The sequence below is a fragment of the Streptomyces sp. NPDC006335 genome, assembly GCF_040612795.1.
Lineage (GTDB): Bacteria > Actinomycetota > Actinomycetes > Streptomycetales > Streptomycetaceae > Streptomyces.
On sequence record NZ_JBEXQX010000003.1, the window covers coordinates 425,988 to 452,837 of the forward strand.

Sequence of the window (26,850 nt, forward strand, 5' to 3'; positions counted from 1 at the left end):
CTCAGAGAACCAGGCCATGACCACGACACTTCCACGTCACACCGCTCCGACACCCCCGAGCCCGGCCACCCGCGCGGCCGACCGGCTCCTGACCCGCCTGATGCGGTTGCCCGGCACCCGATACGGCTACCGGGTCGAGCGGAACTTTCCGACTCCCGCGCGCGACGGCGCGGTCCTGGTGACGGACCACTACGCCCCCGTCACCGACCGGCCGAGGGGCACGGTCCTCCTGCGCACGCCGTACGGGCGCGGCTTCCCGCACGACCTGGAGGCGAGGGTCTACGCGGACCGCGGGTACCACGTCGTGCTGCAGAGCTGCCGCGGCACGTTCGGCTCCACGGGAGACTTCTACCCGATGGCGAACGAGGCCGGCGACGCCCAGGACGCGGTGGCCTGGCTGCGGACGCAGCCGTGGTTCGACGGACGGCTCGCGACCTCCGGGGGCTCCTACGTGGGCTGGACCCAGTGGGCGCTGCTGATGGACCCGCCCCCCGAGCTGCGCACCTGCCTGATCGCTGTCGGACCGCACGACATGCACGACGCGGTGTACGGAGCCGGAGCCTTCCAGGTGGGTGACTTCCTGGCCTGGGCGGAGATGCTGGCCCACCAGGAGAGGTTCACCGGGCTGCGGGCCATCGCCCGGATGCTGACGCTGAAGCGACGGCTGGCCCCGGTCTTCGACGCCCTTCCCCTGGCCGACGCGGCCGACGAGGCGACCGAGCACCGCACGCCGTGGTTCCGGGAATGGCTGACGACCGCGGACCCCGGCGACCCCCTGTGGGACCGGCTCAAGCTCGACGAGGCCCTGCGGCGGGCGAACGTTCCGGTGCGGCTCACCGCGGGCTGGCAGGACCTCTTCCTCGACCAGAACCTGCGCCAGTACCAGGCACTGCGGGAGCGTGGCGTCGACGTCTCGCTCACCGTCGGCCCCTGGACCCACAACGAACTGGGCCAGAAAGGCATGGGGCGCCTGCTCCGCGGCAACCTCGCATGGCTTGGGACGCACCTCGCCGACGAAGCGCCGGCCCAGCCACGGTCCGTACCCCCCGTCGAGGTGTACGTCACCGGGCAGGGCGCCTGGCGGCACCTGGACGAATGGCCACCGGCGGCGGGCGAGACCGTGCGCTACCTGAGCCCGGGCGGCAAGCTCCTGGCCGACGAGCCGAGCGGCGGCGGTGCGCCGTCCACGTACGTCTACGACCCGGCGCACCCCACGCCGACCCTCGGCGGCCCGGTGCTCACCCTCGACGGAGGAAGCAAGGACAACGCGAAACTGGAGAGCCGCACCGACGTGCTCACCTTCACCACCGACCCGCTGACCGCGCCGCTGGACATCATGGGAACACCCGTCGTCGAGCTGGCGCACTCCAGGAGCAACCCGCACGCCGACGTCTTCGTACGGCTCTGCGACGTCGACCTCGAAGGAGTGTCACGCAACTTCGCCGAAGGTCTCCTCCGCCTGGACCCCACCTCGCCCCTCGACCAGGTGCTGACCGTGCGCGTGCGGCTGGACGCCTGCGCGCACCGGGTCAAGGCCGGACACCAGATCCGTCTGCTGATCGCCGGCGGCTCCCATCCCCGGTTCGCACGCAACGAGGGCACCGGTGAACCGCCCGGCACCGGAAGCGAGTTGCGCCCCTGCACGCACACCGTCCACCACGACAGCGGCGCGGTGTCCCGCGTGATCCTGCCGACACCGTCCGAGTGAGAATCGGGCGCCCGGAAGGCATGTCAGTTGGAGTCTGCGGTGGTCGCGGCGATGGCTGGCGGTGAAGGCGAGGAAGTGTTCCGGTTCGCGTTCGCGGGGGTGACCGGAGCGGTCTCGGGACGCTTACGCCACCGCGTTCAGCAGGTCGGCCAGCACGTCGGGCCGTTCCAGGGCGATGAAGTGGCCGGCCTCCGGGACCTGCGTGAAGTCGGCGCCCGGCAGCAGTCGCTTGTCGGCCTCCCGGTCCGAGGGCCGGGACCAGTCCTTCTCGCCGTAGACGAGGTGGACGGGCGCCTTGACCTCGGGGTAGCGCGAGCGGGCCGCGATGAGGCTCGGCAGGGCCTGGTACACCGCCCGTGCGACGGCCGGGTAGCCCGGGCGCTTGCCCACCTTCAGGAGTTCGTCCACGTAGTCCTCACGCAGGGCGCTCCTGTCGCCCAGGCCGCCCTGGAGGATCTTGCGCAGGGCGGGCTTGGGCTCGACGCCTGCGATCACCGGGCCCACCCCGGGCGCGAGGACACCGCTGACCACCACGCGGGCCAGCAGGCTGGAGCGGGCGATCCCGCCGGCGAAGTCGTAGGTGTTCACCGCGACCACGCGCCGGACCCGCTCCGGCAGGTCGGCCGCGGCGGTCAGGGCGAGCACCGCTCCCATGGACTCCCCGACCAAGGTCACGTCGTGCAGGTCGAGTTCGGTCAGGAGCCGCTCGACGCCCGCGCGCATGGCCGGCTCGTCGTACGACGCCCCGGGCACGATCTCGGAATAGCCCATCCCCGGCAGGTCGAGGGCGTACACGGTGTACCGGTCCGCGATCAACGGGATCAGGAGGCGGAAGTGCTCCGCCTGGGTGCGCACGGTGTGCAGCAGCACCAGCGGGGCGCCGCTGCCCGCCTTGAGGTAGCGCAGCGTTCCCTCGCGGCGGTCACGTCCTGCGCGCGGGGCGATGGTGTGGGTGGTGGTCCCGGGGATGGTGATCGTGGGACGTGAATCCTGGCTGGGCATCTGTCTGTCTCCCGGTCCTAGTCGGCCAGTTGGGCGTACAGCCCGGCCGGGTCGCCGGCCAGGCCGGCCTTGACCTGGCGCGTGATGTCGTCTGCGAGCACCTCGTACGCGCCGGTCTCGACCCCGTCGAGGGCGAGGGCGGCGACGTCACGGGGGTCGGATTTGGGTGCGTCCACGTCCGCGGCCAGGTCCGTGTCGACGTATCCGACGTGCAGTCCGGTGACGGCGATGCCGCGGGGCTTGAGCTCCAGGCGCAGGGAGTTGGTCTGGGACCACAGGGCGGCCTTGGAGGCGCTGTAGGAGCCGCCGAGTGCCAGCCAGGAGAGCACCGAGTGCACGTTGAGGATGTGGCCGCCGCCGTTGCGCTCGATGACCGGCACGAAGGCCCGGGCGACCAGCAGGGGGCCGTAGAAGTTGGTCTCGAACTCCCGGCGTACGTCGTCGACCGGGGAGTCGAGGAAGGAGGCGCCGACCGCGGCACCGGCGTTGTTGATCAGCACGGTGACATCCTGCGCCTGTGCGGCGGCCGCCGCCACGGAGGCCGGGTCGGTGACCTCCAGTGCCACCGGGACCGCGTCGGGGTGCGTCACGGTGCGCGGGTCGCGGGCCGTGGCGTAGACCTTGGCGGCACCACGCGCGTACAGCTCTTCCACCAGCGCCTTGCCGATGCCCCGGCTGCCGCCGGTGACGAAGACGTTCGCGCCCTTCAAAGCGGTCATGACTCTCTCCACACACATGGGATAACGATCGGTTTCCACTACGGTAAACCGATCGGTTTCCGAGCGCAAGCTCATCGTCGGCGGAAGGAGTCCCCGGCGGGGTGCCCGTGCGGCACCGGCACCCCGCTCGAAGGGTCGGCCCGCGGCGACGGGGACCGGCTTGTCGGCGCTGTTGCCGCCGGTGTGTCGGTCTCCTTGATGCCGAACCGGTCGTAGAAGCGCGCCGGCGCCCCCGGGGCGCGGCGGCGTTGAGCCTGCGGCAGCTCGCGGCGGGTGTGAAGACCTCGACCATGGCCGTCTCCCTGTTCGGCGGCAAGGCCGGTCTGCTCGGCAGCCTGCACCAGGAGGCCGTGTGCCTCTTCGCCTGGTGCCCGGCCGCTGTCTGCCCGAGGGGCGACCCGGCCGACGACGTGATCCGCACCGGGCAGGCCTGTTGCGAGGCGCCGTGGCCGACCCGGCTCGGGCTTGCGTGCGAAAACCGATCAGTTTACGGTGTTGAAACTGATCGGTTTCTCGTCGCGGATGGGCGAGTCCCGAACCCGAGTCACTAGGAGCACGGATGACTGCCGCGCGCGACGCCGAGGGACGACTGCCCGGTCCCAGGCTCCCGGCGAAGCTGGCCGCCCACCCGTCGGTTCAGGCCGTACTCGCCCGGCGCAGAGCCGGTGACGTGGCCCGCCCGCCGGCGGTGATCGACGCGGCCTGGCTGCGCGAGCTGTGCCTGACGGCCGGCGCGGACGACGCGGCCGCGGTGAGCCTGGACCACCCCGACCTGGCCGGCGAGCGCGAGTACGCCGAGTCCGCTCTGCCCGGCACCCGCACCCTGATCGCGATGGCGGTCCGGATGAACCGCGACAACTGCCGCTCCCCGGCCCGCAGTGTGGCCAACCAGGAGTTCCACCAGGCCGACGAACAGGCCAACCACGCCGCGCGCAGCGTCACCCAGGCGCTCCAGGACGCCGGCTACCGCGCACTCAATCCGTCCGTCGGCTTCCCGCAGGAGATGGACCGCTTCCCCCGCGAGCGGATCTGGGTGGTGGCGCACAAGACGGTCGCGGTGGCCGCCGGCCTCGGCGTGATGGGCCTGCACCGCAACGTCATCCACCCGAAGTTCGGCAGCTTCGTCCTGCTGGTCACCGTCCTGGTGGACGCGGAGGTCAGCGAGTACGGGCAGGCTCTGGACTACAACCCCTGCATCGACTGCAAGTTGTGCGTCGCGGCCTGCCCGGTCGGAGCCATCGCCAAGGACGGCGCGTTCGACGCGCTGGCCTGCACCACCCACAACTACCGCGAGTTCATGAGCGGGTTCACCGACTGGGCGCAGACCGTGGCCGACAGCGAGGACGCCGCCGACTACCGCTCCCGGGTCACCGATTCCGAGAGCGCCTCCATGTGGCAGAGCCTGAGCTCACCCCCCGGCTACAAGTCCGGCTACTGCCTTGCCGTCTGCCCCGCCGGCGAGGACGTCCTGGGCCCCTACCTGGACGACCGCAAGTCGTTCATGGACACCGTGCTGCGACCGCTCCAGGACAAGAAGGAAACGCTCTACGTCCTGCCGGGCTCGCAGGCGCAGCAGTACGCCCGGCGGAGATTCCCCCACAAGCCCGTCAAGGAAGTCACCGGCGGCTGGCAGCCCCCGGCGAAGCGTTCCCCGTCCCCCGAGCGAGAGCACCGTACGTCATGAGTGGCACTCACCCCTTCCGCGTCCTGCGCGCCAGACCTCTGTGGATGACCAACGGTGTCATCACGGGCGTGCTCGCGCTCCTGTTCGCCGTGTTCTACGTCGGCGCCAACATCGATCCGGTCGGTCACATGACCAGGCTGCCCGTCGGCCTGGTCAACGCGGACGAGGGAGCGGGCCAGGTCAATCTGGGGGCGCGGATCACCGAGTCGGTCAAGAGGTCCACGGCGGGTGGGGACAGGATCGACTGGAAGGTGATGGGGGAGAAGGAGATGAAGGAGGAAATCGGCGAGGGCAAGCTGTACGGCGCGCTCGTCGTCCCCGCCGACTTCACCTCCTCCGCCATCGCGCTGACCGGCACCCCGACCACCGGAACCCCGACCCGCCCGACGCTGACGGTGCTCACCAACCAGTCGGCCGGCAGCGTCGGTTCCGGCCTGGCCCGGACGGCGACGAGTCGGGCGGCCGAGAACGCCTCGCTGCAGGTGGGCAGGGAACTGACCGCCCGGATCGGCCCCGCGCAGGCGAAGCTGCCCGCCGCGGCACGCGTCCTGCTCGCCGACCCCGCCGCCGTCACGGTCGAGGACGGCCATCCGCTCGACTCGCACAGCGGCCTGGGCCTGACGGCGTTCTACTACGCGCTGGTCCTGGTGGTCTGCGGCATGCTCTCCGCCAACGTCATCAGCGGCCAGGTCGACCACGCCCTCGGCTACACCCACAACGACATGGGCCCGCTGCGCCTGCACCGCCCCCTGATCCGGGCGACCCGGGTGCAGACCCTCGCCATCAGCGGCACCCTCATGGCCGCCCTGTCCCTGCTGATGGGCACCCTGGTCATGGTGGGCGCTATCGGCATCATGGGCATGGACGCCTCCCATCTGCCGCTGCTGTGGCTGTACTCGGTGTGCGCCATCGCGGTCTCCGGGATCGGCGCGCTCACCCTCCTCGCCGTCTTCGGCACCCCCGGCATGCTGGTGGTCACGCTGGTCTTCATCGGCATGGCCGTGCCGACGGCCGGTGCCACCACCCCGATCGAGGCGCTGCCCGGCTTCTACCGCTTCCTCGCCGAGTTCGAGCCCCTGCGGCAGCTCACCGGCGGTGTCCGCTCGATCCTCTACTACGACGCCCAGGGCGACGCGGGACTGGCCCGGGCCTGGGTCATGATGGCGGCCGGCCTCGCGGCGGCAGCACTGTTCGGATTCGGTGTGCTGCGCTGGTACGACCGCAAGGGGCTGCACCGCGTCCCGGTGGAGGCGGCGGAACCCGGGAAGACGGCGGCTCCGGCGTGACGCGGGGGTACCACCACATCCCTCAGGTCCGCACGGACAGCACCCCCGGAAACCGATCGGTTTTCTTTTGCTTCCCTTTGGGTTAACCTCGCGGTATGACCACCGAAGTGAAACAAAGCCCCAGGGAGCGGCTGCTGGAAGCGGCGGCCACGCTGACCTACCGGGACGGCGTCAACATCGGCGTCGAGGCGCTGTGCAAGGCGGCGGGGGTGTCGAAACGCTCCATGTACCAGCTCTTCGCGAGCAAGGACGAGCTGCTCGCGGCGAGCCTGGAGCGGCGCACCTCCGCCTACGTGGCGGCGCTCCTGCCCGCCGCGGACGACGACCGTCCGCCCCGGGCGCGGATCCTGCACGTCTTCGAGGAGGTGGAGGCGCAGTCGGGTGCACCCGAGTTCTACGGCTGCCCCTTCCTGGCCGCGCAGATCGAGCTCAAGGATCAGAACCACCCCGCGAGCCGGGTCGCCCACGCGGTCAAGGAGAACCTGACCGCCTTCTTCCGCGCCGAGGCCGAGCGGGGCGGGGCGAGCGATCCCACTCTGCTGGCCCGGCAGCTCAGCCTGGTCTTCGACGGGGCCAGCGCACGCGCGGGCATCGGCGCCGACAGGCTGACGGGGCTCGTCGAACCCACGGTGACCACCCTGCTCGACGCGGCGGGCGTGCGCTGACGGACAGCCCCTCCGGAACTCCTCGCCGATCGACCCTCGCCCCACTTCTCGCCGGCCGCCATGAGTCTGCCGTGTCCGACGGTGCGGGTCGGTGCGCCCTGCCCTCCTCCGCCGGGCCCCCGTGATGCCGGCCGCCCCGGCCGTGACCCTCCTGCTGCGGCAAACGCGCGGCTGACTCGGTCGGTCGGCCGCGGAGCCGTGCCTTCTCTCATCCTCCATGGAGTGCCAAGTGGTGCCGCCTGCGCGGCCATCAGTCGCGCTCTCGCTGCCGGGACTTGCACGCGGAAACCGATCGGTTTACAGTGGTGGAAACCGATCGGTTTTCAATGCGTGGGAGTCATGATGACGACGGACAGGCCAGTGGCACTCGTGACGGGTGCGTCATCCGGCATCGGGAAGGAGACCGCGCTCGCCCTGGTCGCGGCGGGGTTCGAGGTGGTCGGCACCAGTCGCGACACCTCGCGCGTCACCCCGCTCGCCGGAGTGACGTTCCTCGGCCTCGACGTGGCCAGTGACGCCTCGGCCGCCGCGGCGGTCCGGGAGGTGAGCGAGCGGTTCGGACGGATCGACGTCCTGGTCAACAACGCCGGCGTCGGCTCGACCGGTGCCGCGGAGGAAACCTCCCTGGAGCAGGCCCAGGCCGTCTTCGACACCAACGTGTTCGGGGTCATGCGCATGGTCACAGAGGTCCTGCCGCACATGCGCGCCCAGAAGCGCGGGCGCATCATCAACGTCTCGTCCGTACTCGGGTTCATTCCCCAGCCGTACATGGCCGTCTACGCCGCCACCAAGCACGCGATCGAGGGTTACACCGAGTCCCTGGACCACGAGGTCCGTGAGCATGGCGTCCGGGCGCTCCTCGTCCAACCCGCGTACACCAGGACCGCGTTCGAGGCCAACAGCGCCAAGCCCGACACGCCCCTGCACGCCTACGCGAAGCAGCGGCAGACCGTCGACCGCGTGCTGGCGGAGGCGGTCAGGGACGGCGACGCACCCGCCGTCGTCGCCAAGGCGATCGTCGCGGCGGCGACCGACGCCCGGCCGAAGCTGCGCTACACCGCCGGCCCCATGGCCGCACGTGTGAGCACGCTGCGCCGTCTCGTTCCCGCCCGGGCCTTCGACAAGCAGATCCGCAAGATCAACCGCCTGGCGGTCTGACAACCGCCCCGTCCCAACCAGACAGAGGACATCTTGATGCCAGAGCGCAATCCCATCCTGATCACCGGTGCAGCCGGCGAAATCGGCGGCGTGAGCCGGACGATGGTCGACATGCTGCTCGAACAAGGGCACCCCGTACGCGCCTTCGTGCGCCAGGACGACGAACGCGCCCAGTCGCTCCGCCAGGCCGGGGCGGAGGTCTTCGTCGGTGACCTGCTCACCATCGCCGACGTGACCGCCGCGCTGAAGGGCGTGAAGCGCATCTACTTCAGCATGAGCCTGTCGCCGTACTACACCGACGCCGTCAGCCTGATGGCCGCGGCGGCGCGGGCCCAGGGCGACATCGAGGTGTTCGTCAACATCTCCGAGTACGAGCAGTCGTTCATGACCTTCGACCACATGACCGCACCGGAGCAGGAGCGGCGCGCGCGGCTCGGCGGACTCGTCGCCGACTGGTCGCCCCAGCAACGCGCCCACTGGGTCGCCGAGCAGGTGCTGGAGTGGTCCGGCGTCCCGACCGTCAACATCCAGGCGGCCTTCTTCGTCGAGAACCCCATCCTGACCTGGCTGGCCCTCGGCTCCCTGGCCGACGGTGAACTGCGCCTGCCCTTCGGCGACCACCGGCTCGCACCCATCGCCGGGTACGACGTCGCGGAGCTGTGCGCGAAGATCCTGGCCGACCCGGCGCCGCACATCTCCAGGTCCTACGCGCTCACCGGCCCGGAGCTGAAGGACATGCACGCGATCGCGGAGGACTTCGCGGCCGTGCTGGGACGCCCGGTCACGTATGTCCCCGAGGACATCGAGACCTGGAACGAGACCTACGTGGACACCCACATGTCGGCGTACCCGCACATCGCGGAGCACCTGAAGACCCTGACCCGGATCATCGGCCGCGGAGGATACGGCGGCATCACCGACGAGCTGGAGAACCTGCTCGGACGTCCGCCGAAGACCGTGCGGTGGGCGCTGGAGAACCACCCGCGCATCCAGAAGCTGGCGACCGCCTGAGACCGCTCAGAGCCAGTCCTTCCGCTTGAAGACGACGTACAACCCGGTGCACACCATGGCCATCAGGAGCACGGCGAAGGGGTATCCGAACCTCCAGCCCAGCTCCGGCATGTGCGCGAAGTTCATCCCGTAGATCGTCCCCACCAGCGTCGGAGCGAACAGGATCGCCGCCCACGAGGAGATCTTCTTGATCTCCTCGTTCTGTTCGAACCCCGCCTCCGCCAACGCCCGCATCTCCGCGTTCTGTTGCTGGGTGACGAGGGTGGCGTTGACGGTGAGGATGTCGGTGAGGGCCTGGCGGAAGCTGTCGACCCGTTCGCTGGTGTGGGTGACGTGGTCGGCGACGTCCCGGAGATAGCGCTGGAGTTCCTCGTCCGTGCCGTACTTGGCGAAGCCGGCCATCAGGGCGTGCAGCATGCCGACGAGGGGACGGGTGGCGCGCTGGAACTCGACCATCTCGCGGGAGAGTTCGTAGATGCGGCGGGAGACCTCCGGGTCGCCGCGGAAGACCTCCGTCTCGATCTCGTCGATGTCGTTCTGGACGCCCGCGACGACCGGCGCGTAGCCGTCGACCACCGCGTCCAGGATGGCGTAGAGGACGGCCTCGGGGCCGAGCCTCAGCAACTCCGGCGTCTTCTCCATGCGGTGGCGGACCGCCGAGAGGTCGGGGGCCGCCCCGTGCCGGACCGTGATCACGAAGTCCGGGCCCACGAAGACGTGCAGTTCGCCGAAGTCGACCTCCTCCGAGGCGTCCAGATAGCGGGCCGCCCGCAGGACCACGAAGAGGGTGTCGCCGTAGCGCTCCAGCTTGGGGCGCTGGTGGGCCTCCATCGCGTCCTCGACGGACAGCGGGTGCAGGTCGAACTCCTCGGCCAGCGACAGGAGTTCGCTCTCCGGAGGGCGGGCCAGGCCGATCCAGGCCATGCCGGAGGGCTGCTCGCGCAGTTCGCGGAAGGTGTCGGCGAGCGTCGCGGGGGAGGACACGCGCACACCGTCCCGGTACAGGGCCGCCTGGACGATGCTCGGCGGCTCGGGCGGCTGGGCGGCGGAGGGCTCTCCGGCGGGTACCGGCGTTCGCGCAGGCGTGGAGGGCGGGGTCAGGGCGCGGCGCCAGACGGACTTCCTGGCGCGCTTGGCGGCGGAATCTCCCGCGGCCGAGTTCCCCGCGTTCGAGTTCTTCGCGGCGGGGCGGGCGCGTCGCTCGGACATCGTGGCTGCCTCTCGCTCTCGGGTCGAGCCGGCGTCGGCGTGATCACGGAGCAGGGTATACGGGGCAAATGACATCCCGGGGAGGGCTGTACGGGGAGTTGGTGAGACCGGTGAGAGTTGCGGACAGAACCCGTCCGCAAGCACGTCTAGCGTGTTCCTCATGACGAAGACGACGACCTCGGCCCCCGTACTCGGCATCCGCGCCCTGAACCGCGCGACCCTCGACCGCCAGTTGCTCCTGCGCCGGTCCGGCCTGTCCGCGAAGGCCGCCGTCGGGCACCTGCTCGGCCTCCAGGCCCAGAACGTCAAGCCGCCGTACTACGCGCTCGCCGCCCGCCTCGACGGGTTCACCCCCGAGGCGCTGTCGGAGCTGATGGCCGACCGCGAGGTCGTCCGGATCGTCACCATGCGCTCGACCATCCACACCCACACCGCCGAGGACTGCCTCACCCTGCGGCCTCTCGTGCAGCCGGCCCGCGACCGCGAACTCACCAACTTCCGCAAGGGACTCGTGGGAGTCGACCTCGACCGGCTCGCCGTCCTCGCCCGGGAGCTCGTCGAGGCCGAGCCGCGCACGATGAAGGAGCTCCGCGAGGCCCTCCTCGTCGAGTGGCCGGACGCCGATCCGCAGGCCCTCGCCATCGCCGCCCGCTGCAGGCTCCCCCTCGTCCAGGTCACCCCCCGCGGGCTGTGGGGCAGGAGCGGCCAGGTCGCGCTCACCACGGCCGAGCACTGGCTCGGCCGCCCCGCCGAACCCGCCCCCACCCCCGACGCCACCGTCCTGCGCTACCTCGCCGCCTTCGGCCCCGCCTCCGTCAAGGACATGCAGACCTGGGCCGGACTCACCCGCCTCCGTGACGCCTTCGAGCGGCTCCGCCCCCGCCTGCGGACCTTCCGCGACGAGAACGGCGTCGAACTCTTCGACCTCCCCGACGCCCCGCGCCCCGCCGAGGACACCCCGGCCCCGCCCCGCTTCCTGCCCGAGTTCGACAACCTGCTGCTCTCCCACGCCGACCGCACCCGCGTGGTGCCCAAGGAGTACTGGGGCCGCAGCTGGCAGGGCAACCAGGCCTACTGCACGCTCCTCGTCGACGGCTTCCTCGCGGGCGTCTGGAAGCTCACCGCGGACGCCCTCGTCGTCGAGCCCTTCGACCGGCTCACCAAGGCGCAGCGGGAGGACGTCACCGCCGAGGGGGAGCGGATGCTCGCCACGCTGCACCCGGGGACGCCGTACGACATCCGGTTCGGGACGGTCGTAGCGAGGTGACGCCCGCGGAGAGGCGACGATCCGCAGGCTCGGCGTCGAACGTGGATGGGGGCGTTGCGGGCCGCTCGTGGTGGCCCGCAACGCCCCCGGTCTCGCACCTGAGGGATGCTCAGGAGTACCGCTGGGGACCTACGAGTTGACCTGCGCGGTCACGAGGCTGGAGAAGGTGGTCAGCCGGGTGTAGACACCCGGGTAACCGGCCTGCGCGCAGCCCTCTCCCCATGAAGTGATCCCTGCCAGGACGCCCCCGATGAGCAGGGGACCGCCGCTGTCGCCCTGGCAGGTGTCTGTGCCGCCGGAGGTGTATCCGGCGCAAACCATGTCGGTCTGGACGAAGTCCGAACCGTAGGAGGTCTTGCAGCTCGAGTCGGACACGATCGGGACGGTCGCGGTCCGCAACTGGTTGGAGGAGCTGCCGTTCTCCGAGGTGGTGCCCCAGCCGACGATACGGGCCGTGGTGCCGGCCGCGTACACGCTGGTCTGGGAGGAGGAGACGTACGACGCCTTCGTGTACGGCATCGACGTCGACAGGGTCAGCACGGCCACGTCGTCGCCGTTGGTGGCGTCGGTGTAGCCCGGGTTGATCCAGATCTTGCTGACCTTGCTGACCGTGCCGTTGGTGCCGTTGAGGTAGGTGCGGCCGCCGACGACTCTCACACTGCTGGTGGTCTCGCCGACCATGCAGTGGGCCGCGGTGACGACCTTGGTCGCGGAGACCAGGGTGCCGCCGCAGAACTGGTTCTGCGAGGCGTCCGTGATCTGCATCATGAACGGGTACGCGGTCGTGGTCGTCGTCGTACCGCCGACGATGGGCTGGGGAGCGGCGACAGCGGTGGGGGCGCCGATCAACGCGGTGGCGGCGGCAGCGGCGGTCGCCAGGCCGACGGCGCCGGCCTTCTTCGCACGGGTGAGACCGAACATCGGTGAGTCTCCTCAGGGTTGCCGGTGGGGGGTCGCGCGGGTGTGGGGGGTGGTACACGGGGGTCGCGGGACCGACCCCCGTATGCCCGGGCGAGCGGCACGTTCATAAGCTAGAACGCGGAAGTTCCCCTTCCCAATGAGGGAACCCCCTAAGGGAGTTGGGCAGGGAAAACCCTCGGTCGGCCCTGACGGAAGCCCTTCTGACGGCCCCTCGGCTACGGGCGGCGGCCCGCGGCCAGCCGGACGATGTCCACCCGGGAGCGGATCCCGAGCTTGCGGTAGACCCGCGTGAGCGTCGCCTCCACCGTCTTCACACTGATGAACAGGCGTGCGGCGATCTCCCGGTTGGTGGCGCCCTCCATCACGAGCGCGGCCACCTGACGCTCCATCGAGGCGAGCCCTTCGAGGCTCTCCAGCCCGTCCGAGGCGAGCGCGTGCGCGGGCTCCGGCTCCACCGGCCGGGCCAGCGCGGCCGCCTCCACCTGACGCAGCCACGGCAGTGCCCGGCACCGCCTGAAGAGCCGGGCCGCCTCGTCGTACGACGTCGGCCCCGGCCGCCGGGTGCGCAACTGGGCCAGCGCGAAGGCGGCGCGCGCCTCCTCCAGCCCGTAGCCCAGCTTGGCGAGACGATCCTGCGCCGAGGTCAACTGCACCAGCGCGGCGTCGTGTTCACCCCGCGCCGCCCGCACCAGTGCCTCGGCCCGGTCCAGTACGGCGAGCACGCTCTCCCGGCCGAGCCGGAGCGCGTTCACCCGCGTCACGTCGATGACGTCCTGCGCCTCGCCGGTCTCCCCGATCCGTACGAGAGCCTCCGCGAGGTCGCCCTGCCAGCGGCCGCGCGCCGGATCGGTGATGCCGAGCCCGTGCTCCAGCTCGCGCACCCGGCGCAGCGAACGGACCGCGCCCTGCGCGTCCCCGGCGACGAGCTGGGCGTACCCGAGGGCGGCCAGGCCCCGGGACTCGTACATCTGGTCGCCGTTCTCCTCGGCGTGGTCGACCGCCTCCCGGGCCAGCTCCAGTGCCCGCTCGACCTGTCCGCCCGAGGCCTCCGCGAGGGAGGCGAGCACGGCCGAGGCCACCTCGCCGATCCCGGTGTCCCGGGCCATCATCAGACTCTCCCGCGCCAGGTCGAGCGCCCGCCCGCAGTGCCCGGAGCGCAGCTCGGTCTCGGCCACCCCACGCAGGAAGTGCACCTCGCTCTCGACCGAACCCCGCCGCCGCACCTCCCGCAGCAGCGCGGTGACCGTGGCGCGGGCCTCCGGCAGCTGGTCGCTCATGATGAGCCAGCGGAAGCGGGAGTACCCGGCCCCGTTGTGATGGACGGCCACCCGCGGGTCCTGGGGCTCCTTCAGGGCGCGCTTGATGGTCGCGGGGGCGTCCGGGTGGCCCATCAGGGTCTCGATCTGGGCCTGGAAGGCCAGCGCCATCAGCTCGTTGTAGCGGTCGCCGGCCCGCGCGGCCAGCGCCGCCGAGCGGGCCGCCTCCTCGCGCGCCTCGTCGAAGTCGCCCTCGACGAGCAGCGCCCGCCAGGCCAGCTGGTAGCGGATCAGGGCGAGCAGTTCGGGGTCGTCGCCCGCGTCGGTCAGCGCCTGCGGGAAGGCCGCGTCGACCTCCGTCATGGCGTGGCCCGCGGTGTCGATCACGATGATCCAGGCCCGCACCCGGTCCGCGGGCACGGTGGCCCGGGTGAGCACGTCCCGGGCGATGTCCCGGGCGAGATCCAGTTCCCCGGCGGTGATCGCGTCCTCGGCCGCCGTGAGCCGCCGTACGTCCGGGGCGGGCACGCTGTCGGCGGGGGTGTGCCGAGCCGACAGCAGCCCGAGTGAGGCGGCCATCGAGGGGGCGCCCCGGTCCCGGGCCAGGGCCGCGGCCTCGGCGAGCCGGGCGGCCACCTCCGGGTCGGTGCCGATGGTCGCGAGGGCGAGGTGGCGGGCCCGTTCGATCGGGTCGGAGGCGGCCGTGGACAGCGCGCGGTGCGCGTCGCGCCGTTCCTGCGCGGGCGCCTCCGCGTACAGCGCGGCCGAGATCAGCGGATGCGCGAAGCGTACGGCGGGCCCCTCGGCCTCCGTCGCGAGCAGGCCCAGCGCGGCCGCCTGGGCCATCTCGGCCTCGGCGTTCCCGCGGCCGGCCGCGTGCAGCAGGGCCGGGGTGGGTCGGGCGCCCGCGCTCGCCACCAAGAGGGTGCGCCGAGCCTCCTCGGACAGCATCTCCAGGCGGCTGAGCACCAGGGCGCGCAGTGAGGTGGGCACCGGCAGCGGGTCGCCGGGGCGGGGCGGGACCGGGCTCTCGGTGAGCGCGCGGCCGAGTTCCAGGGCGTAGAAGGGGTTGCCGCCGCTGGTGCGGTGGATGTCCCGGACGGTGGAGCGCTGGAGGCCGGTGTAGCCGCGGTGGTCGAGCAGCGCGGCCACCTGGGCGCGGGTGAGGGGGTTGAAGCGGACGGCGAGACTGTCCGGCGGCAACGCGCGTAGATGGCGGTCGTACTCGGGGCCGTCTGTCCGGACCGCGCACAGCATCCGGACGGGGATGTCGCCGAGCCGGCGGGCGGCGAAGCCGAGCAGTTCCAGACTCGCCGGGTCCAGCCACTGCACGTCGTCGGCGACGACCAGGACCGGCCCCTCGGCGGCCAGGGCGCGCAGGGCCGACAGCACCGCCAGGCGCAGGGCGAGGCCGTCGCGCTGGAGGGTCGACTCGCCCCGGCCGGTCAGCGCCGATTCGAGCGCGGTGCGCTGGGCCGCGGGCAGCTTGTCGGAGATGTCGTCGAGGACGAGGCCGAAGAGGTCGGCCAGGGCCAGGAAGGGGAGGTGGGATTCGGACTCGGTCGCCGAGCAGCGCAGGACGGTGTGGGCCGCTTCGCCGCATTCCGCGGCCAGGGCCCGCAGCACGGTCGACTTTCCTATTCCGGCCGGACCGTGCAGGAGCACGCTGCCGCCGCGGGCAAGCTGCTCACGGGCCTGGCCGAACAGCTCGTCCCGTCCGATGACCAGGTCGGGGCGGCATCTCGCAGGCTCCTGGAAGTCGCGTGGCACGGTCACCGCTCCCCTCCCTGTGTCGTGTCCTGGCCAATATTAGGCAAGGTGCTTTGAAATTCGGCGGGAAGATGCGGTGAGGGAAATAACAACCGGTTCCGCATGAAGAAATTCAAAGAGCCCGCGAATGAATGAGATGTCTACGAATGTTACGTGAACGGCCGAGGTGTCACGGGAGCAGTCCCGCCCGGCGCGCGGCGACCACCGCCTCGCCCCGTGTCCTGGCCCCGAGCTTCCGCATGGCCGACCGCAGGTACGCCTTCACCGTCTCGGCGCTCACCCCCAGCCTGTCCGCCGCCACGGCGTTCGTCGCCCCGGCCGCCACACAGGCCAGCACGTCCAGCTCACGGGGTGCCAGCGCGACCCCCGCCGAGGGCCCGGGACCGTCGGTCAGCAGCGCGCAGGCGTCGAGCAGCTCGGCCCGCAGCGCGGGGTCGCCGATCCGCGGGGCCAGCGCCCGCAGCGCCGCGTGCGCCTCCCGGACCTGCTCCCACGAGGAGGTGTCGCCGTGCCCGGGCTCGGCCCGCGCCGCCAGCAGCGCGTCCCGGGCCTCGTCGCCCACGACCAGTGCCTGCTCCACGTCCCGTGCCGCGTCCACCGCCGCCGTCAGCGTGCGGTCACCGAGCGGCCGGGCGTCGCGCAGGGCGCCGTACAGCACCCCCCGCACCCGGCGACGTACGACCACGGGCACGGCCAGTACCGAGCGCAGGCCCTCCGCGGCGACGGCGGCGTCGTACTCGTGACTGATCTGCCGGGACAGCGAGTAGTCCGCCACGGCGCACGGGCGGGCCAGCGCGACGGTCCTGCCACCGAGGCCGTTGCCCGAGGTCACCGCCAGAGAGAGCAGCGAGGTGGTCGCCGTACCGCTCAGTTCGCTGATGCGGATCTGCGGGCGCCCGGACTCCACCAGACCGCCGAAGGCGACCGGAAGGCCCGTGGTGCGCCGCAGCCGCACGAGTGCACGCCGGATCTCCACCGCGCCGGCCGCGTCGACTGTCACCTGTTCGTCCCTTCACCGCGGCACACACCCCCGTTCGGGGGTAGTGAGACCCGCATCACGGATTACACGATGGAAGAGAGCCGCCCGGCAATGGTCCGGTACAAGGAGGACGCAAGATGACGGCCACGGAGGATTTCCGCGGGGCGCGGGACTTCCTGCTCCAGCACCGCGAGGACTACGCCACGGCGTACGAGGGCTTCGCCTGGCCCCGCCCGCGACACTTCAACTGGGCGCTCGACTGGTTCGACGTCATCGCGCGGGGCAACGACCGCACCGCCCTGCACATCGTCGAGGAGGACGGCGGCGAGGTCCGGCTGTCCTTCGCCGAGATGGCCGAACGCTCCGACCGGGTCGCCAACCTGCTGCGCGAGCGCGGGGTCGAGGCCGAGGACCGGATCCTCGTCATGCTGGGCAACCAGGCCGAGCTGTGGGAGACGGCGCTGGCCGCCATGAAGCTGCGCGCCGTCGTCATCCCGGCGACCCCGCTGCTCGGCCCCGCCGACCTGCGCGACCGCGTCGAGCGCGGCCGGGTCCGGCACGTCCTGGTACGGGCCGAGGACGCCGCCAAGTTCGACGAGGTGCCCGGCGACTACACGCGCATCGCCGTCGGCGGCGTCCCGGAGGGCTGGCAGCCGTACGAGGACGCGTACACCGCCTCCGCGGAGTTCCTGCCCGACGGGCCGACCCTCGCCGACGACCCGCTGATGCTGTACTTCACCTCCGGGACGACGGCCCGCCCCAAGCTCGTCGAGCACACCCACACGTCGTACCCGATCGGGCACCTGGCGACCATGTACTGGATCGGCCTCAAGCCCGGCGACGTGCATCTCAACATCTCCTCGCCCGGCTGGGCCAAGCACGCCTGGTCCAACCTGTTCGCGCCGTGGAACGCCGAGGCGACCGTCTTCATCCACAACTACACCCGCTTCGACGCGAGCCGTCTCATGTCCGAGATGGACCGGGCCCAGGTCACCACCTTCTGCGCCCCGCCCACCGTGTGGCGCATGCTCATCCAGGCCGACCTCACCCAGCTGCGCACCCCGCCCCGGGAGGTGGTCGCGGCCGGTGAACCGCTCAACCCCGAGGTCATCGAACAGGTCCGGCGGGCCTGGGGCATCACCATCCGGGACGGCTTCGGCCAGACCGAGACGGCCGTGCAGGTCTCCAACAGCCCCGGACAGCTGCTGAAGACCGGCTCCATGGGCCGCCCGAGCCCCGGCTACAAGGTCGAACTCCTCGACCCGGTCTCCGGCGCGCCCGGCGCGGCCGAGGGCGAGATCGCGCTGGACCTGTCGGCGCGGCCGGTCGGCCTGATGACCGGCTACCACGGGGAACCGGACCGCACGGCGGAGGCGATGGCGGGCGGCTACTACCGCACCGGAGACGTCGCCTCGCGGGACGCGGAGGGCTACCTGACCTACATCGGCCGCAGCGACGACGTCTTCAAGGCCTCCGACTACAAGATCAGCCCCTTCGAGCTGGAGAGCGCCCTCCTCGAACACGAGGCGGTCGCCGAGGCGGCCGTGGTACCCGCCCCTGACGAACTGCGGCTCGCCGTCCCGAAGGCGTACGTCGTCCTGGCGGAGGGCTGGGAGCCCGGCCCCGACACGGCCAAGGTGCTGTTCGAGCACTCCCGTGAGGCGCTGGCCCCCTACAAGCGGATCCGGCGGCTGGAGTTCGCGGAGCTGCCCAAGACGGTGTCGGGGAAGATCAGGCGGATCGAGCTGCGCGAGGCGACCGCGGCGGGATCGGACGCGGAGTACCGCGAGGAGGACTTCCGGTGAACTCGTACACGCACGGGGTGAGCGCGACCGAGCTGCTCGGCGACACCATCGGGGCCAACCTGGACCGCGCCGTGGCGACCTGGCCGGAGCGCGAGGCACTCGTCGACGTGCCGTCCGGACGGCGCTGGACGTACGCCCAATTCGGCGCCGACGTCGACGAGTTGGCCTCCGCGCTGCTCGCCTCCGGGGTCGCCAAGGGCGACCGGGTGGGGATCTGGGCGGTCAACTGCCCCGAGTGGGTGCTCGTCCAGTACGCCACCGCCCGCATCGGCGCGATCATGGTGAACATCAACCCGGCCTACCGCACCCACGAGGTCGAGTACGTCCTGGGCCAGGCGGGGGTCTCCCTCCTCTTCGCCTCGCAACGTCACAAGACCAGTGACTACCGGGCGATGGTCGACGAAGTGCGGGGCAGGTGCCGGGAGTTGCGGGAGGTCGTCTACATCGGCGACCCGAGCTGGCAGGCGCTGCTCGCACGGGCCGTCCCGGACGCCGTGTACCCGGAGCTGTCCTGCGACGACCCGATCAACATCCAGTACACGTCGGGCACGACGGGCTTCCCCAAGGGGGCGACCCTCTCCCACCACAACATCCTCAACAACGGTTACTTCGTCGGTGAGTTGATCGACTACAGCGAACAGGACCGGATCTGCGTCCCCGTGCCCTTCTACCACTGCTTCGGCATGGTGATGGGCAACCTGGCGGCCACCTCGCACGGCGCCTGCGTGGTCATCCCGGCCCCGTCCTTCGAACCGGCGGCGACACTGCGGGCCGTCCAGCAGGAGCGCTGCACCTCGCTGTACGGCGTCCCCACCATGTTCATCGCGGAGTTGAACCTCCCCGACTTCGCCACGTACGACCTCTCCTCCCTGCGTACCGGCATCATGGCGGGCTCGCCGTGCCCGGTGGAGGTGATGAAGCGGGTGGTCGCCGAGATGCACATGGCGGAGGTGTCCATCTGCTACGGCATGACGGAGACGTCCCCGGTGTCCTTGCAGACCCGCAGGGACGACGACCTGGAGCACCGCACCGGCACGGTCGGCCGCGTCCTGCCGCACATCGAGGTCAAGGTCGTCGACCCGGCGACCGGGGCCACCCAACCCCGGGGCACGGCAGGGGAGTTGTGCACCCGCGGCTACAGCGTGATGCTCGGCTACTGGAACGAGCCCGAGAAGACGGCGGAGGCGGTCGACCCGGGGCGCTGGATGCACACCGGTGACCTGGCGACGATGCGCGAGGACGGGTACGTCGAGATCGTCGGCCGCATCAAGGACATGATCATCCGGGGCGGCGAGAACATCTACCCGCGCGAGATCGAGGAGTTCCTCTACGGCCACCCGAAGATCGCGGACGTCCAGGTGGTCGGCGTCCCGCATGAGCGCTACGGCGAGGAGGTGCTGGCCTGCGTCATCCCGCGGGACCCGGCCGACCCGCCGACCCTCGAGGAACTGCGCGGCTTCTGCGAGGGGAGGCTGGCGCACTACAAGATCCCGAGCCGGCTGCGGATCCTGGAGTCCTTCCCGATGACGGTGTCGGGGAAGGTGCGGAAGGTGGAGCTGCGGGAGACGTACGCGGAGGGGTGAGCGCGGGGCGCCCTGCCAGGCCGGGGGGCAGCGGCCCGGCGGCCACGGCGGAGATGGCTCACCGGTTACGCGTCGGTGAGCCATCTCCGGGCGGAGGGAGTCGATGTGTCCTCCATGAAACGCGCATCCGGGCGTTGAAACACCGAACGGCCTTCGGCGACGGGCCACACACTCGGAGGGCGCTCAGCCGGGCAGTTTCGCTGCGTAGATCCAATCGAAGCCGTCGTATCCGGGGCCGTCGAGGTGTTCTGCCCGTATCAGGCCGGCACGTACCGCCACGCGCTGTGAGGCAGCGTTGGCCGGCCGGACCCGGGCGATCAGCGGGAGGTCGGGGACGTGGCGCGATGCCCAGTCGGTGACCGCGGTCGCCGCCTCGCCGGCGAAGCCCTGGCCCCATGCCGAGGTGGCGAAACGGTAGAAGAGGTTGAGGACTTTCATGCCGTTCAGTTCCATGGGCTTGACCCCGCAGAACCCCAGTTGCCGGGCAGAGTCGTGGCGTCGGACAACCCAGTACCCGTATCCGCAGCTCTGCCACTGGTTGTTCCAGCGCTGGTAGAGCTCCTCGGCCTCTTCGGGCCGGGAGAGGGCGTCGGAGGGATTGTGCAGGCAGGTTGCGGGGTCGCTGTGGATCGCGAAGATCGCATCGATGTCGGTTTCGGTCGGACGCCGCAGTGAAAGTCGTGCGGTCGACAACTCTTCGCCTGCCAGGCCCGATTCGCTCATATGAAGATCGTAGAGCCAGGAAGCCGGCGGTGATGTGGAGTCCGGCGAGGTGGACAGTGGCGGACTCACTCCCGGCCTCAGTCGTTCAGTACAGCCCTCACGCACCCGCCCTCCGGGCCGCCCGGCACCGTGGGACACCGGCCCAGCCTGGGCGCCAGGGGCACCCGGCACCGGAGATGGGTCGATGTCGTCGGGCGCTGCGGGCTGGGATCAGCGTCGGGGCATCGCCGCGGTCCGGGGGGTACGCGTCCGGTGTCGGGACGGCGTCCTCTGCGTCCGACGTCTGGCGTCTGGCGTCTGGCGTCTGGCGTCCGGCGATCGGTGATCGGGGTCGACGCTGGTCGGCGGCGTCTTGCCGTCCCGCGACCATGTGGGCCGGCGCCGTGCTGCCAGCGCCCCCGGCCTGTCGGCCACGAGTCAGCCGGGCCTCACGGCGCCTGGCTTCGCGGTGCCTGGCTTCGTGGCTTCCGGCTTCCGGCTTCCGGCTTCGTGGCTTCTGGCTGCACGGCGCCTGGCTTCGTGGCTTAAGGCTTCGCGGTGCCTGGCTTCGTGGCTTCCGGCTTCCGGCTTCGTGGCTTCTGGCTGCACGGCGCCTGGCTTCGTGGCTTAAGGCTGCACGGCTCCTGGCTTCGCGGTGCCCGGCTCCTGGCTGCACGGTGCCTGGCTGCACGGTGCCCGCCTGCGCGGCTCCCGGCTCCACGGCCCCCGTGCCCTCGAATGCCCCGAATCGCCGCAGGCTACGGCCCGGCCAGTTCGTCCGCCAGGCTGTTCACCGGCTGGGGTGTGCCCGTCAGGTCGAGGACGAAGAGGGGGACGCCCAGGGTGTCGGCGGTGGTGCGGGCCTCCGTGGTGTAGCCGGCCAGGGAGAAGTAGACGCAGTGGGCGGACTCCGTCATAGCCGTCAGCCACAGGCACTCCACGTCGCGCGGTGAGGCCGGCCGTACGGTCGGGTCCACCTGGGCCAGCAGTCCCCGCGCCGCGAGACCGATGCCGGACGGCGGCCGCTGGTCCGCGCGCCGGATGTCCTGGTAGCCGAGCCAGCGCAGATACAGCGCGGCGACGGTGACCGCGTCGCGCGCCGTGCGGATCGTGATCGGCTGGAAGGCGCGGCGCGGGGGAGCCGGGGCCGCCATGTCCGGCTCCGGCACCCTGTCCGGGCAGGTAGCCCCGGACACCGGGATCCGCAGGACCGTCCCGCAGCCACAGCCCAGCTCCGGCTGTGGCCACTGCGCCTTGCGGCCACAGATCGCGCACTTCACGACGACCCACGTCTCCTCCCACACCTGGTGGGTGACGGCCATGGGCGCGCCGTGCCGGTCCAGCGGCGGGAAGACCGGGGCGCCGCACTCGCACGGGTACGACGGCGCCGCGTAGAGATGCTCGCGCCGGCAGACCGGACAGCGCACCGACACGCTCTCGGACATGGCCTCATCGTCCTCCAGGAAGCCACTGTCTGTCCGTCTCTTGAGCACCTTCGTCTCTTGACGGCCCCGGCCCCTCCACCTACATTGCTTCCAGATAGTAGAAAATAAATTCCGCAATGTGGAATTAAATACGGAAGTGCTCGCCGCGGGGCGCGACGGGAGTACGCATCCGACAGCCGAACCAGTAGAAGCAGTCGAAGCAGGAGTACTCGATGGCTCGAATGACCGCTGCCCGCGCGGCAGTTGAGATCCTCAAGCGCGAAGGTGTGACGGACGCGTTCGGGGTCCCCGGCGCGGCGATCAACCCCTTCTACGCCGCGCTCAAAGCCTCCGGGGGCGTCCACCACACCCTCGCCCGCCATGTCGAGGGCGCGTCCCACATGGCCGAGGGGTACACGAGGACCCACCCGGGCAACATCGGTGTCTGCATCGGAACCTCCGGCCCCGCCGGCACCGACATGATCACCGGCCTGTACTCCGCGACCGGCGACTCCATCCCGATCCTGTGCGTCACCGGCCAGGCCCCGACCGCCGTGATCCACAAGGAGGACTTCCAGGCCGTCGACATCGCCTCCATCGCGGGGCCGGTGACGAAGATGGCCGTCACCGTCCTGGAGGCCGCCCAGGTCCCCGGCGTCTTCCAGCAGGCCTTCCACCTGATGCGCTCGGGCCGCCCCGGCCCCGTCCTCATCGACCTGCCGATCGACGTCCAGCTCACCGAGATCGAGTTCGACCCGGAGACGTACCAGCCGCTCCCGGTCTACAAGCCGGCCGCGAGCCGCGCGCAGATCGAGAAGGCGCTCGGTCTCCTCAACGCGTCCGAGCGCCCGCTGATCGTCGCCGGCGGCGGTGTCATCAACGCCGACGCCGCCGAACTCCTGGTCGAGTTCGCCGAATTGACCGGCGTCCCGGTCGTCCCGACCCTGATGGGCTGGGGCGTGCTCCCCGACGACCACGAGCTGAACGCCGGCATGGTGGGCCTGCAGACCTCGCACCGCTACGGCAACGCCACATTCCTGGAGTCCGACTTCGTCCTCGGCATCGGCAACCGCTGGGCCAACCGCCACACCGGCAAGCTGGACGTCTACACGGCCGGTCGGAAGTTCGTGCACGTCGACGTCGAGCCCACCCAGATCGGCAGGATCTTCGCCCCGGACTACGGCATCGCCTCCGACGCCAAGGCCGCCCTGGAGCTCTTCGTCGAGGTGGCGGGGGAGTTGAAGGCCGCGGGCCGGCTCCCCGACCGCTCGGCGTGGGCGGCCTCGGCGCAGGAGAAGAAGGCGACCCTCCAGCGCCGTACGCACTTCGACGACATCCCCATCAAGCCGCAGCGTGTCTACGAGGAGATGAACAAGGCCTTCGGCCCGGAGACCCGGTACGTCTCCACGATCGGCCTCTCGCAGATCGCCGGCGCCCAGATGCTGCACGTGTTCAGGCCCCGGCACTGGATCAACTGCGGCCAGGCGGGCCCCCTCGGCTGGACGATCCCGGCCGCCCTGGGCGTCGCCAAGGCCGACCCGGAGGCACAGGTCGTCGCCCTCTCCGGCGACTACGACTTCCAGTTCATGATCGAGGAGTTGGCCGTCGGGGCCCAGCACCGGATCCCGTACATCCACGTCCTCGTGAACAACTCCTACCTGGGCCTGATCCGCCAGGCCCAGCGCGCCTTCGACATCGACTTCCAGGTCAACCTGGAGTTCGAGAACATCAACTCCCCGGAACTGGGCGTCTACGGCGTCGACCACGTCAAGGTCGCCGAGGGCCTCGGCTGCAAGGCGATCCGGGTGACCGACCCGGCGGAACTGGGCGCGGCCCTGGAGCAGGCGAAGAAGCTCGCCGCCGAGTTCCAGGTGCCGGTCGTCGTCGAGGCCATCCTGGAGCGGGTCACCAACATCTCGATGTCGACGACGAACGACATAGGCAACGTGGTCGAGTTCGAGGAGATCGCGACGGAGCCGGCCCACGCCCCGACGTCGATCAAGCCGCTGAAGGTCTGACACCCCGAACGGCCGAAGGGCGGTCCCACCGTGAAGGTGGAACCGCCCTTTCCCGTGCCCGGCTCCCCCCGAAGCCGTCCCCCGTCGTGTGGCCCGCCGCCCCCGTGTCGGCGGGCCCTCACGTGTAGAGAATGTGCCCGAGGCGGGGGTGAGTTGAAGCCCCCTGACCCATGTTCAGAGGTTGATTTGAGGATTCCGTGGCAGGGGTACGACCGCAGTCGTACGTCCGCTCACCGTTCGTGGTGCTCGGACAGCCCCGGCCAGTCGTCCGGACCGCCGCCCTGCCACTCCACGATGTCGTCGTCCTCGACCTCGATCCGGTCCAGGTCGGCGAGCCGGAGCAGCTCGACGACGTCGTCCAGGTGCGAGGCGACGCCGAGGTTCTCGTCGTCCGCGGTGACCCGCCGCGACCCGTCCAGCGCCGGGGCGTGCACCACGACATGAGGATGCTGTGCTGGATGTGCTGCCATGCCTTCAGCGTCCTGCGCCCCGCCGGAATCCGCACCCCGGAACGCGGCGGAGCGCCGGATACGGGACCGTCCGTATCCGGCGCTCCGCGTTCGCGCGGGTCTTGCCGGGACCGCGGCGGCCGCGACGGAACCGGGGCGCGCTCCTTCCCTCAGGTCGAAGAAGGAGGGCCCGGGACCTTCACCACCGCACTGGCTCGCCGGCCGCCGCGGTCCTGCCCCTGCCCGCACCCGGTACCGGGCGACCACCCCTCATCCGGGTCGCCGGGCGCGTCGGGTGCGGGCAGGGAGTCTCCGTGGTGAGCGAGGTTCCTCGCGACCACGTTCTCCGGCCTCGGGGGCCGGGGTGGTTCCGGGCGACGCCACCGCCTGGGCGCGACAGGACAAATGTCAGCGAGGGCGCCGCCCGGAGTCTTGGGGGTGTCAGACCTGGGTGCCCGACAGGCGCTCCACGGCCCGCAGCAGTGCCGAGTGGTCCAGGCCGCCGTCGCCCTGCGCGCGCAGACTGGCGACGAGCTGGGCGACCACGGCGCCGACGGGCAGGGCCGCGCCGACATTGCGGGCGGCGTCGGTGACGATGCCCATGTCCTTGTGGTGCAGGTCGATCCGGAAGCCGGGCTTGAAGTCGCGCTGGAGGAAGTTGTCCTTCTTGCGCGCCAGCACGGTCGAGCCGGCGAGACCGCCGCCCAGGACGTCCAGCGCGGCCTTGAGGTCCACGCCCGACTTCTCCAGGAAGACCACGGCCTCGGCGCACGCCTGGATGTTGACGGCGACGATGAGTTGGTTCGCGGCCTTCACGGTCTGGCCCGAGCCGTGCGGACCGCACAGCACGATGGTCTTGCCGAGCGCCTCGAAGACCGGCCGGGCCTCGTCGAAGTCGGCCCGCTCACCGCCGACCATGATGGACAGCACGGCCTCGATCGCGCCCGCCTCACCGCCGGAGACGGGGGCGTCCAGGACCCGGATGCCCTTCTCGGCGGCCGCCTTGGCCAGGTCGACCGAGGTCTGCGGGGTGATCGAGGACATGTCGATCAGCAGGGCGCCGGAGCGGGCGTTCTCCAGGATGCCCTCGGGGCCGTACGCGATGGCCTCTACCTGCGGGGAGGCGGGCACCATCGTGATGATCACGTCGGCGTCCCGCACGGCCTCGGCGATCGAACCGGCGGCGCGGCCACCGGCGGCGGCCAGCCGGTCCAGCTTGTCCTGTTCGAGGGTGAAGCCGGTGACGTCGTAGCCCGCCTTGACCAGGTTCTCGGACATGGGGGAGCCCATGATGCCGAGGCCTATCCAGGCGATCGCCGGGCGGGCTGGGTGGGAGGAATGCGCGAGGTTGCTCATGATGGGGTGCCTCTCAGGAAAGGGGGGTCAGCGGGGCAGCCAGTCGAAGGCCTCGGCGCTCGGGCGGTCGCCCGGCTTGTACTCGAGGCCGACCCAGCCGTCGTAGCCCGCCTTCTTCAGCTGGTCGAGGAGGTCGTCGAGGGGCAGTGAGCCGGTGCCCGGGGCGCCGCGGCCCGGGTTGTCGGCGATCTGCACATGGCCGGTCTTCGCGGTGAACTCCTCGATCACCGCCGGCAGGTCCTCGCCGTTCATGGAAAGGTGGTAGAGGTCCATCAGGAATTTCGCGTTGCCGAGGCCGGTCGCGGCGTTGACCTTGTCGACGATCCCCACCGCCGCGGGCGCGCTCACCAGCGGGTACGACGGCGACTCGGGCCTGTTGAGGGCCTCGATCAGGAGGATCGCGCCGATCCGGTCGGCCGCGCGGGCCGCGAGGACCAGGTTCTCCAGCGCGAGCGCGTCCTGCTCGGCCGGGTCCACCCCCTCGACACGGTTGCCGTACAGGGCGTTGAGCGCCGTGGCGCCGAGGGATCCCGCGAAGTCGGCGGCCACGTCGACGTTGGCGCGGAAGCGCTCCGACTCCTCGCCGGGGACGGACAGGGCGCCGCGGTCGGGGCCCGGCAGTCGGCCGGCGTAGAAGTTCAGGCCCGTGAGCTGGACGCCCGCGTCCTCGATCGCCTTCTTCAGGGCGTCGAGCTCGGACCGCTCGGGGGTCGGGGTGTCGATCCAGGGCCACCACAGCTCGACCGCGGTGAAGCCGGCCGCGGCGGCGGCCGCGGGGCGCTCCAGGAGCGGGAGTTCCGTGAAGAGGATCGACAGGTTGACGTTGAAGCGCTGCTCCGTGAATCCCATGGGGTCCTGGCGCTCCCTTCCGTGTCGAG

Annotated in this window: 22 protein-coding genes; 11 read left to right on the forward strand and 11 right to left on the reverse strand. The window is 71.1% G+C overall.

Features of this window, described 5'->3' with window-relative positions; all coding sequences use genetic code 11:
• Positions 1 to 16 precede the first annotated feature (16 nt).
• Positions 17 to 1,708: a CocE/NonD family hydrolase gene (locus ABZ098_RS12655; protein WP_356590069.1), complete on the forward strand. Its 1,692-nt coding sequence runs from the start codon at positions 17 to 19 to the stop codon at positions 1,706 to 1,708.
• 123 nt (positions 1,709 to 1,831) lie between these two features.
• Here ABZ098_RS12655 and ABZ098_RS12660 read toward each other — a convergent pair whose 3' ends face one another.
• Positions 1,832 to 2,710, reverse strand: coding sequence for an alpha/beta hydrolase (locus tag ABZ098_RS12660; RefSeq protein WP_356590071.1), 879 nt, complete (start codon positions 2,708 to 2,710; stop codon positions 1,832 to 1,834).
• Positions 2,711 to 2,727: 17 nt separating this feature from the next.
• A complete protein-coding gene (locus ABZ098_RS12665) occupies positions 2,728 to 3,429 on the reverse strand; it encodes an SDR family oxidoreductase (RefSeq protein WP_356590073.1) in 702 nt (233 codons plus the stop codon).
• 248 nt (positions 3,430 to 3,677) lie between these two features.
• Here ABZ098_RS12665 and ABZ098_RS12670 point away from each other — a divergent pair, with 248 nt between their 5' ends.
• The 6 genes from ABZ098_RS12670 (at position 3,678) to ABZ098_RS12695 (ending at position 9,233) form a co-directional block, all read left to right on the forward strand.
• On the forward strand, positions 3,678 to 3,980 hold the full coding sequence (locus ABZ098_RS12670; RefSeq protein ID WP_356590075.1) for a hypothetical protein: 303 nt from the start codon (positions 3,678 to 3,680) through the stop codon (positions 3,978 to 3,980).
• 8 nt (positions 3,981 to 3,988) lie between these two features.
• Entirely contained in the window at positions 3,989 to 5,113 is a 1,125-nt protein-coding gene (locus tag ABZ098_RS12675) for a 4Fe-4S binding protein (RefSeq protein ID WP_356590077.1), read from the forward strand.
• Complete coding sequence (locus tag ABZ098_RS12680; RefSeq protein ID WP_356590079.1) at positions 5,110 to 6,399, forward strand: DUF3533 domain-containing protein; 1,290 nt, start codon at positions 5,110 to 5,112, stop codon at positions 6,397 to 6,399. Before ABZ098_RS12675 ends, ABZ098_RS12680 begins: the two co-directional genes overlap by 4 nt.
• Positions 6,400 to 6,494: 95 nt before the next feature.
• On the forward strand, positions 6,495 to 7,064 hold the full coding sequence (locus ABZ098_RS12685) for a TetR/AcrR family transcriptional regulator (RefSeq protein ID WP_356590081.1): 570 nt from the start codon (positions 6,495 to 6,497) through the stop codon (positions 7,062 to 7,064).
• Between the two features lie 342 nt (positions 7,065 to 7,406).
• Complete coding sequence (locus tag ABZ098_RS12690; protein WP_356590083.1) at positions 7,407 to 8,222, forward strand: oxidoreductase; 816 nt, start codon at positions 7,407 to 7,409, stop codon at positions 8,220 to 8,222.
• 36 nt (positions 8,223 to 8,258) lie between these two features.
• The gene (locus tag ABZ098_RS12695) at positions 8,259 to 9,233 is read left to right on the forward strand and encodes an NAD(P)H-binding protein (RefSeq protein ID WP_356590085.1); all 975 of its coding nucleotides are present in this window, start codon (positions 8,259 to 8,261) and stop codon (positions 9,231 to 9,233) included.
• 6 nt (positions 9,234 to 9,239) lie between these two features.
• Here the strand turns inward: ABZ098_RS12695 and ABZ098_RS12700 are convergent, their stop codons facing one another.
• Complete coding sequence (locus tag ABZ098_RS12700; protein WP_356590087.1) at positions 9,240 to 10,442, reverse strand: CorA family divalent cation transporter; 1,203 nt, start codon at positions 10,440 to 10,442, stop codon at positions 9,240 to 9,242.
• A 160-nt stretch (positions 10,443 to 10,602) separates the two neighbouring features.
• Between ABZ098_RS12700 and ABZ098_RS12705 the strand changes: the two genes are divergently transcribed.
• The gene (locus tag ABZ098_RS12705) at positions 10,603 to 11,709 is read left to right on the forward strand and encodes a winged helix DNA-binding domain-containing protein (protein WP_356590089.1); all 1,107 of its coding nucleotides are present in this window, start codon (positions 10,603 to 10,605) and stop codon (positions 11,707 to 11,709) included.
• Between the two features lie 129 nt (positions 11,710 to 11,838).
• On the opposite strand, the gene ABZ098_RS12710 is transcribed toward ABZ098_RS12705, so the two are convergent.
• The 3 genes from ABZ098_RS12710 to ABZ098_RS12720 all read right to left on the reverse strand — a co-directional run bounded on the left by ABZ098_RS12710 (position 11,839) and on the right by ABZ098_RS12720 (position 16,656).
• Positions 11,839 to 12,630 carry a serine protease gene (locus ABZ098_RS12710; protein WP_356590091.1) on the reverse strand — a complete coding sequence of 264 codons (792 nt, stop codon included), beginning with the start codon at positions 12,628 to 12,630 and terminating at the stop codon, positions 11,839 to 11,841.
• Between the two features lie 215 nt (positions 12,631 to 12,845).
• Complete coding sequence (locus ABZ098_RS12715) at positions 12,846 to 15,662, reverse strand: AAA family ATPase (RefSeq protein ID WP_356590093.1); 2,817 nt, start codon at positions 15,660 to 15,662, stop codon at positions 12,846 to 12,848.
• A gap of 163 nt (positions 15,663 to 15,825) precedes the next feature.
• On the reverse strand, positions 15,826 to 16,656 hold the full coding sequence (locus ABZ098_RS12720; protein WP_356590095.1) for a helix-turn-helix transcriptional regulator: 831 nt from the start codon (positions 16,654 to 16,656) through the stop codon (positions 15,826 to 15,828).
• Positions 16,657 to 16,772: 116 nt separating this feature from the next.
• Between ABZ098_RS12720 and ABZ098_RS12725 the strand changes: the two genes are divergently transcribed.
• Together ABZ098_RS12725 and ABZ098_RS12730 are read left to right on the forward strand one after the other, a co-directional pair.
• A complete protein-coding gene (locus ABZ098_RS12725; RefSeq protein WP_356590097.1) occupies positions 16,773 to 18,440 on the forward strand; it encodes an AMP-binding protein in 1,668 nt (555 codons plus the stop codon).
• A complete protein-coding gene (locus ABZ098_RS12730; RefSeq protein WP_356590099.1) occupies positions 18,437 to 20,023 on the forward strand; it encodes an AMP-binding protein in 1,587 nt (528 codons plus the stop codon). Before ABZ098_RS12725 ends, ABZ098_RS12730 begins: the two co-directional genes overlap by 4 nt.
• A gap of 183 nt (positions 20,024 to 20,206) precedes the next feature.
• Here the strand turns inward: ABZ098_RS12730 and ABZ098_RS12735 are convergent, their stop codons facing one another.
• Positions 20,207 to 20,746 carry a GNAT family N-acetyltransferase gene (locus ABZ098_RS12735; protein ID WP_356590101.1) on the reverse strand — a complete coding sequence of 180 codons (540 nt, stop codon included), beginning with the start codon at positions 20,744 to 20,746 and terminating at the stop codon, positions 20,207 to 20,209.
• Between the two features lie 737 nt (positions 20,747 to 21,483).
• Entirely contained in the window at positions 21,484 to 22,170 is a 687-nt protein-coding gene (locus ABZ098_RS12740) for a hypothetical protein (protein WP_356590103.1), read from the reverse strand.
• A gap of 212 nt (positions 22,171 to 22,382) precedes the next feature.
• Between ABZ098_RS12740 and gcl the strand changes: the two genes are divergently transcribed.
• On the forward strand, positions 22,383 to 24,167 hold the full coding sequence (gene gcl, locus ABZ098_RS12745; protein ID WP_356590105.1) for a glyoxylate carboligase: 1,785 nt from the start codon (positions 22,383 to 22,385) through the stop codon (positions 24,165 to 24,167).
• A 230-nt stretch (positions 24,168 to 24,397) separates the two neighbouring features.
• Here gcl and ABZ098_RS12750 read toward each other — a convergent pair whose 3' ends face one another.
• The 3 genes from ABZ098_RS12750 to ABZ098_RS12760 form a co-directional block, all read right to left on the reverse strand.
• Complete coding sequence (locus ABZ098_RS12750; protein WP_356590107.1) at positions 24,398 to 24,637, reverse strand: hypothetical protein; 240 nt, start codon at positions 24,635 to 24,637, stop codon at positions 24,398 to 24,400.
• A gap of 420 nt (positions 24,638 to 25,057) precedes the next feature.
• A complete protein-coding gene (locus ABZ098_RS12755; RefSeq protein ID WP_356590109.1) occupies positions 25,058 to 25,972 on the reverse strand; it encodes a 2-hydroxy-3-oxopropionate reductase in 915 nt (304 codons plus the stop codon).
• Between the two features lie 27 nt (positions 25,973 to 25,999).
• Positions 26,000 to 26,821, reverse strand: a complete 822-nt coding sequence (locus ABZ098_RS12760; protein WP_356590111.1) for a TIM barrel protein — start codon at positions 26,819 to 26,821, stop codon at positions 26,000 to 26,002.
• Positions 26,822 to 26,850 lie beyond the last annotated feature (29 nt).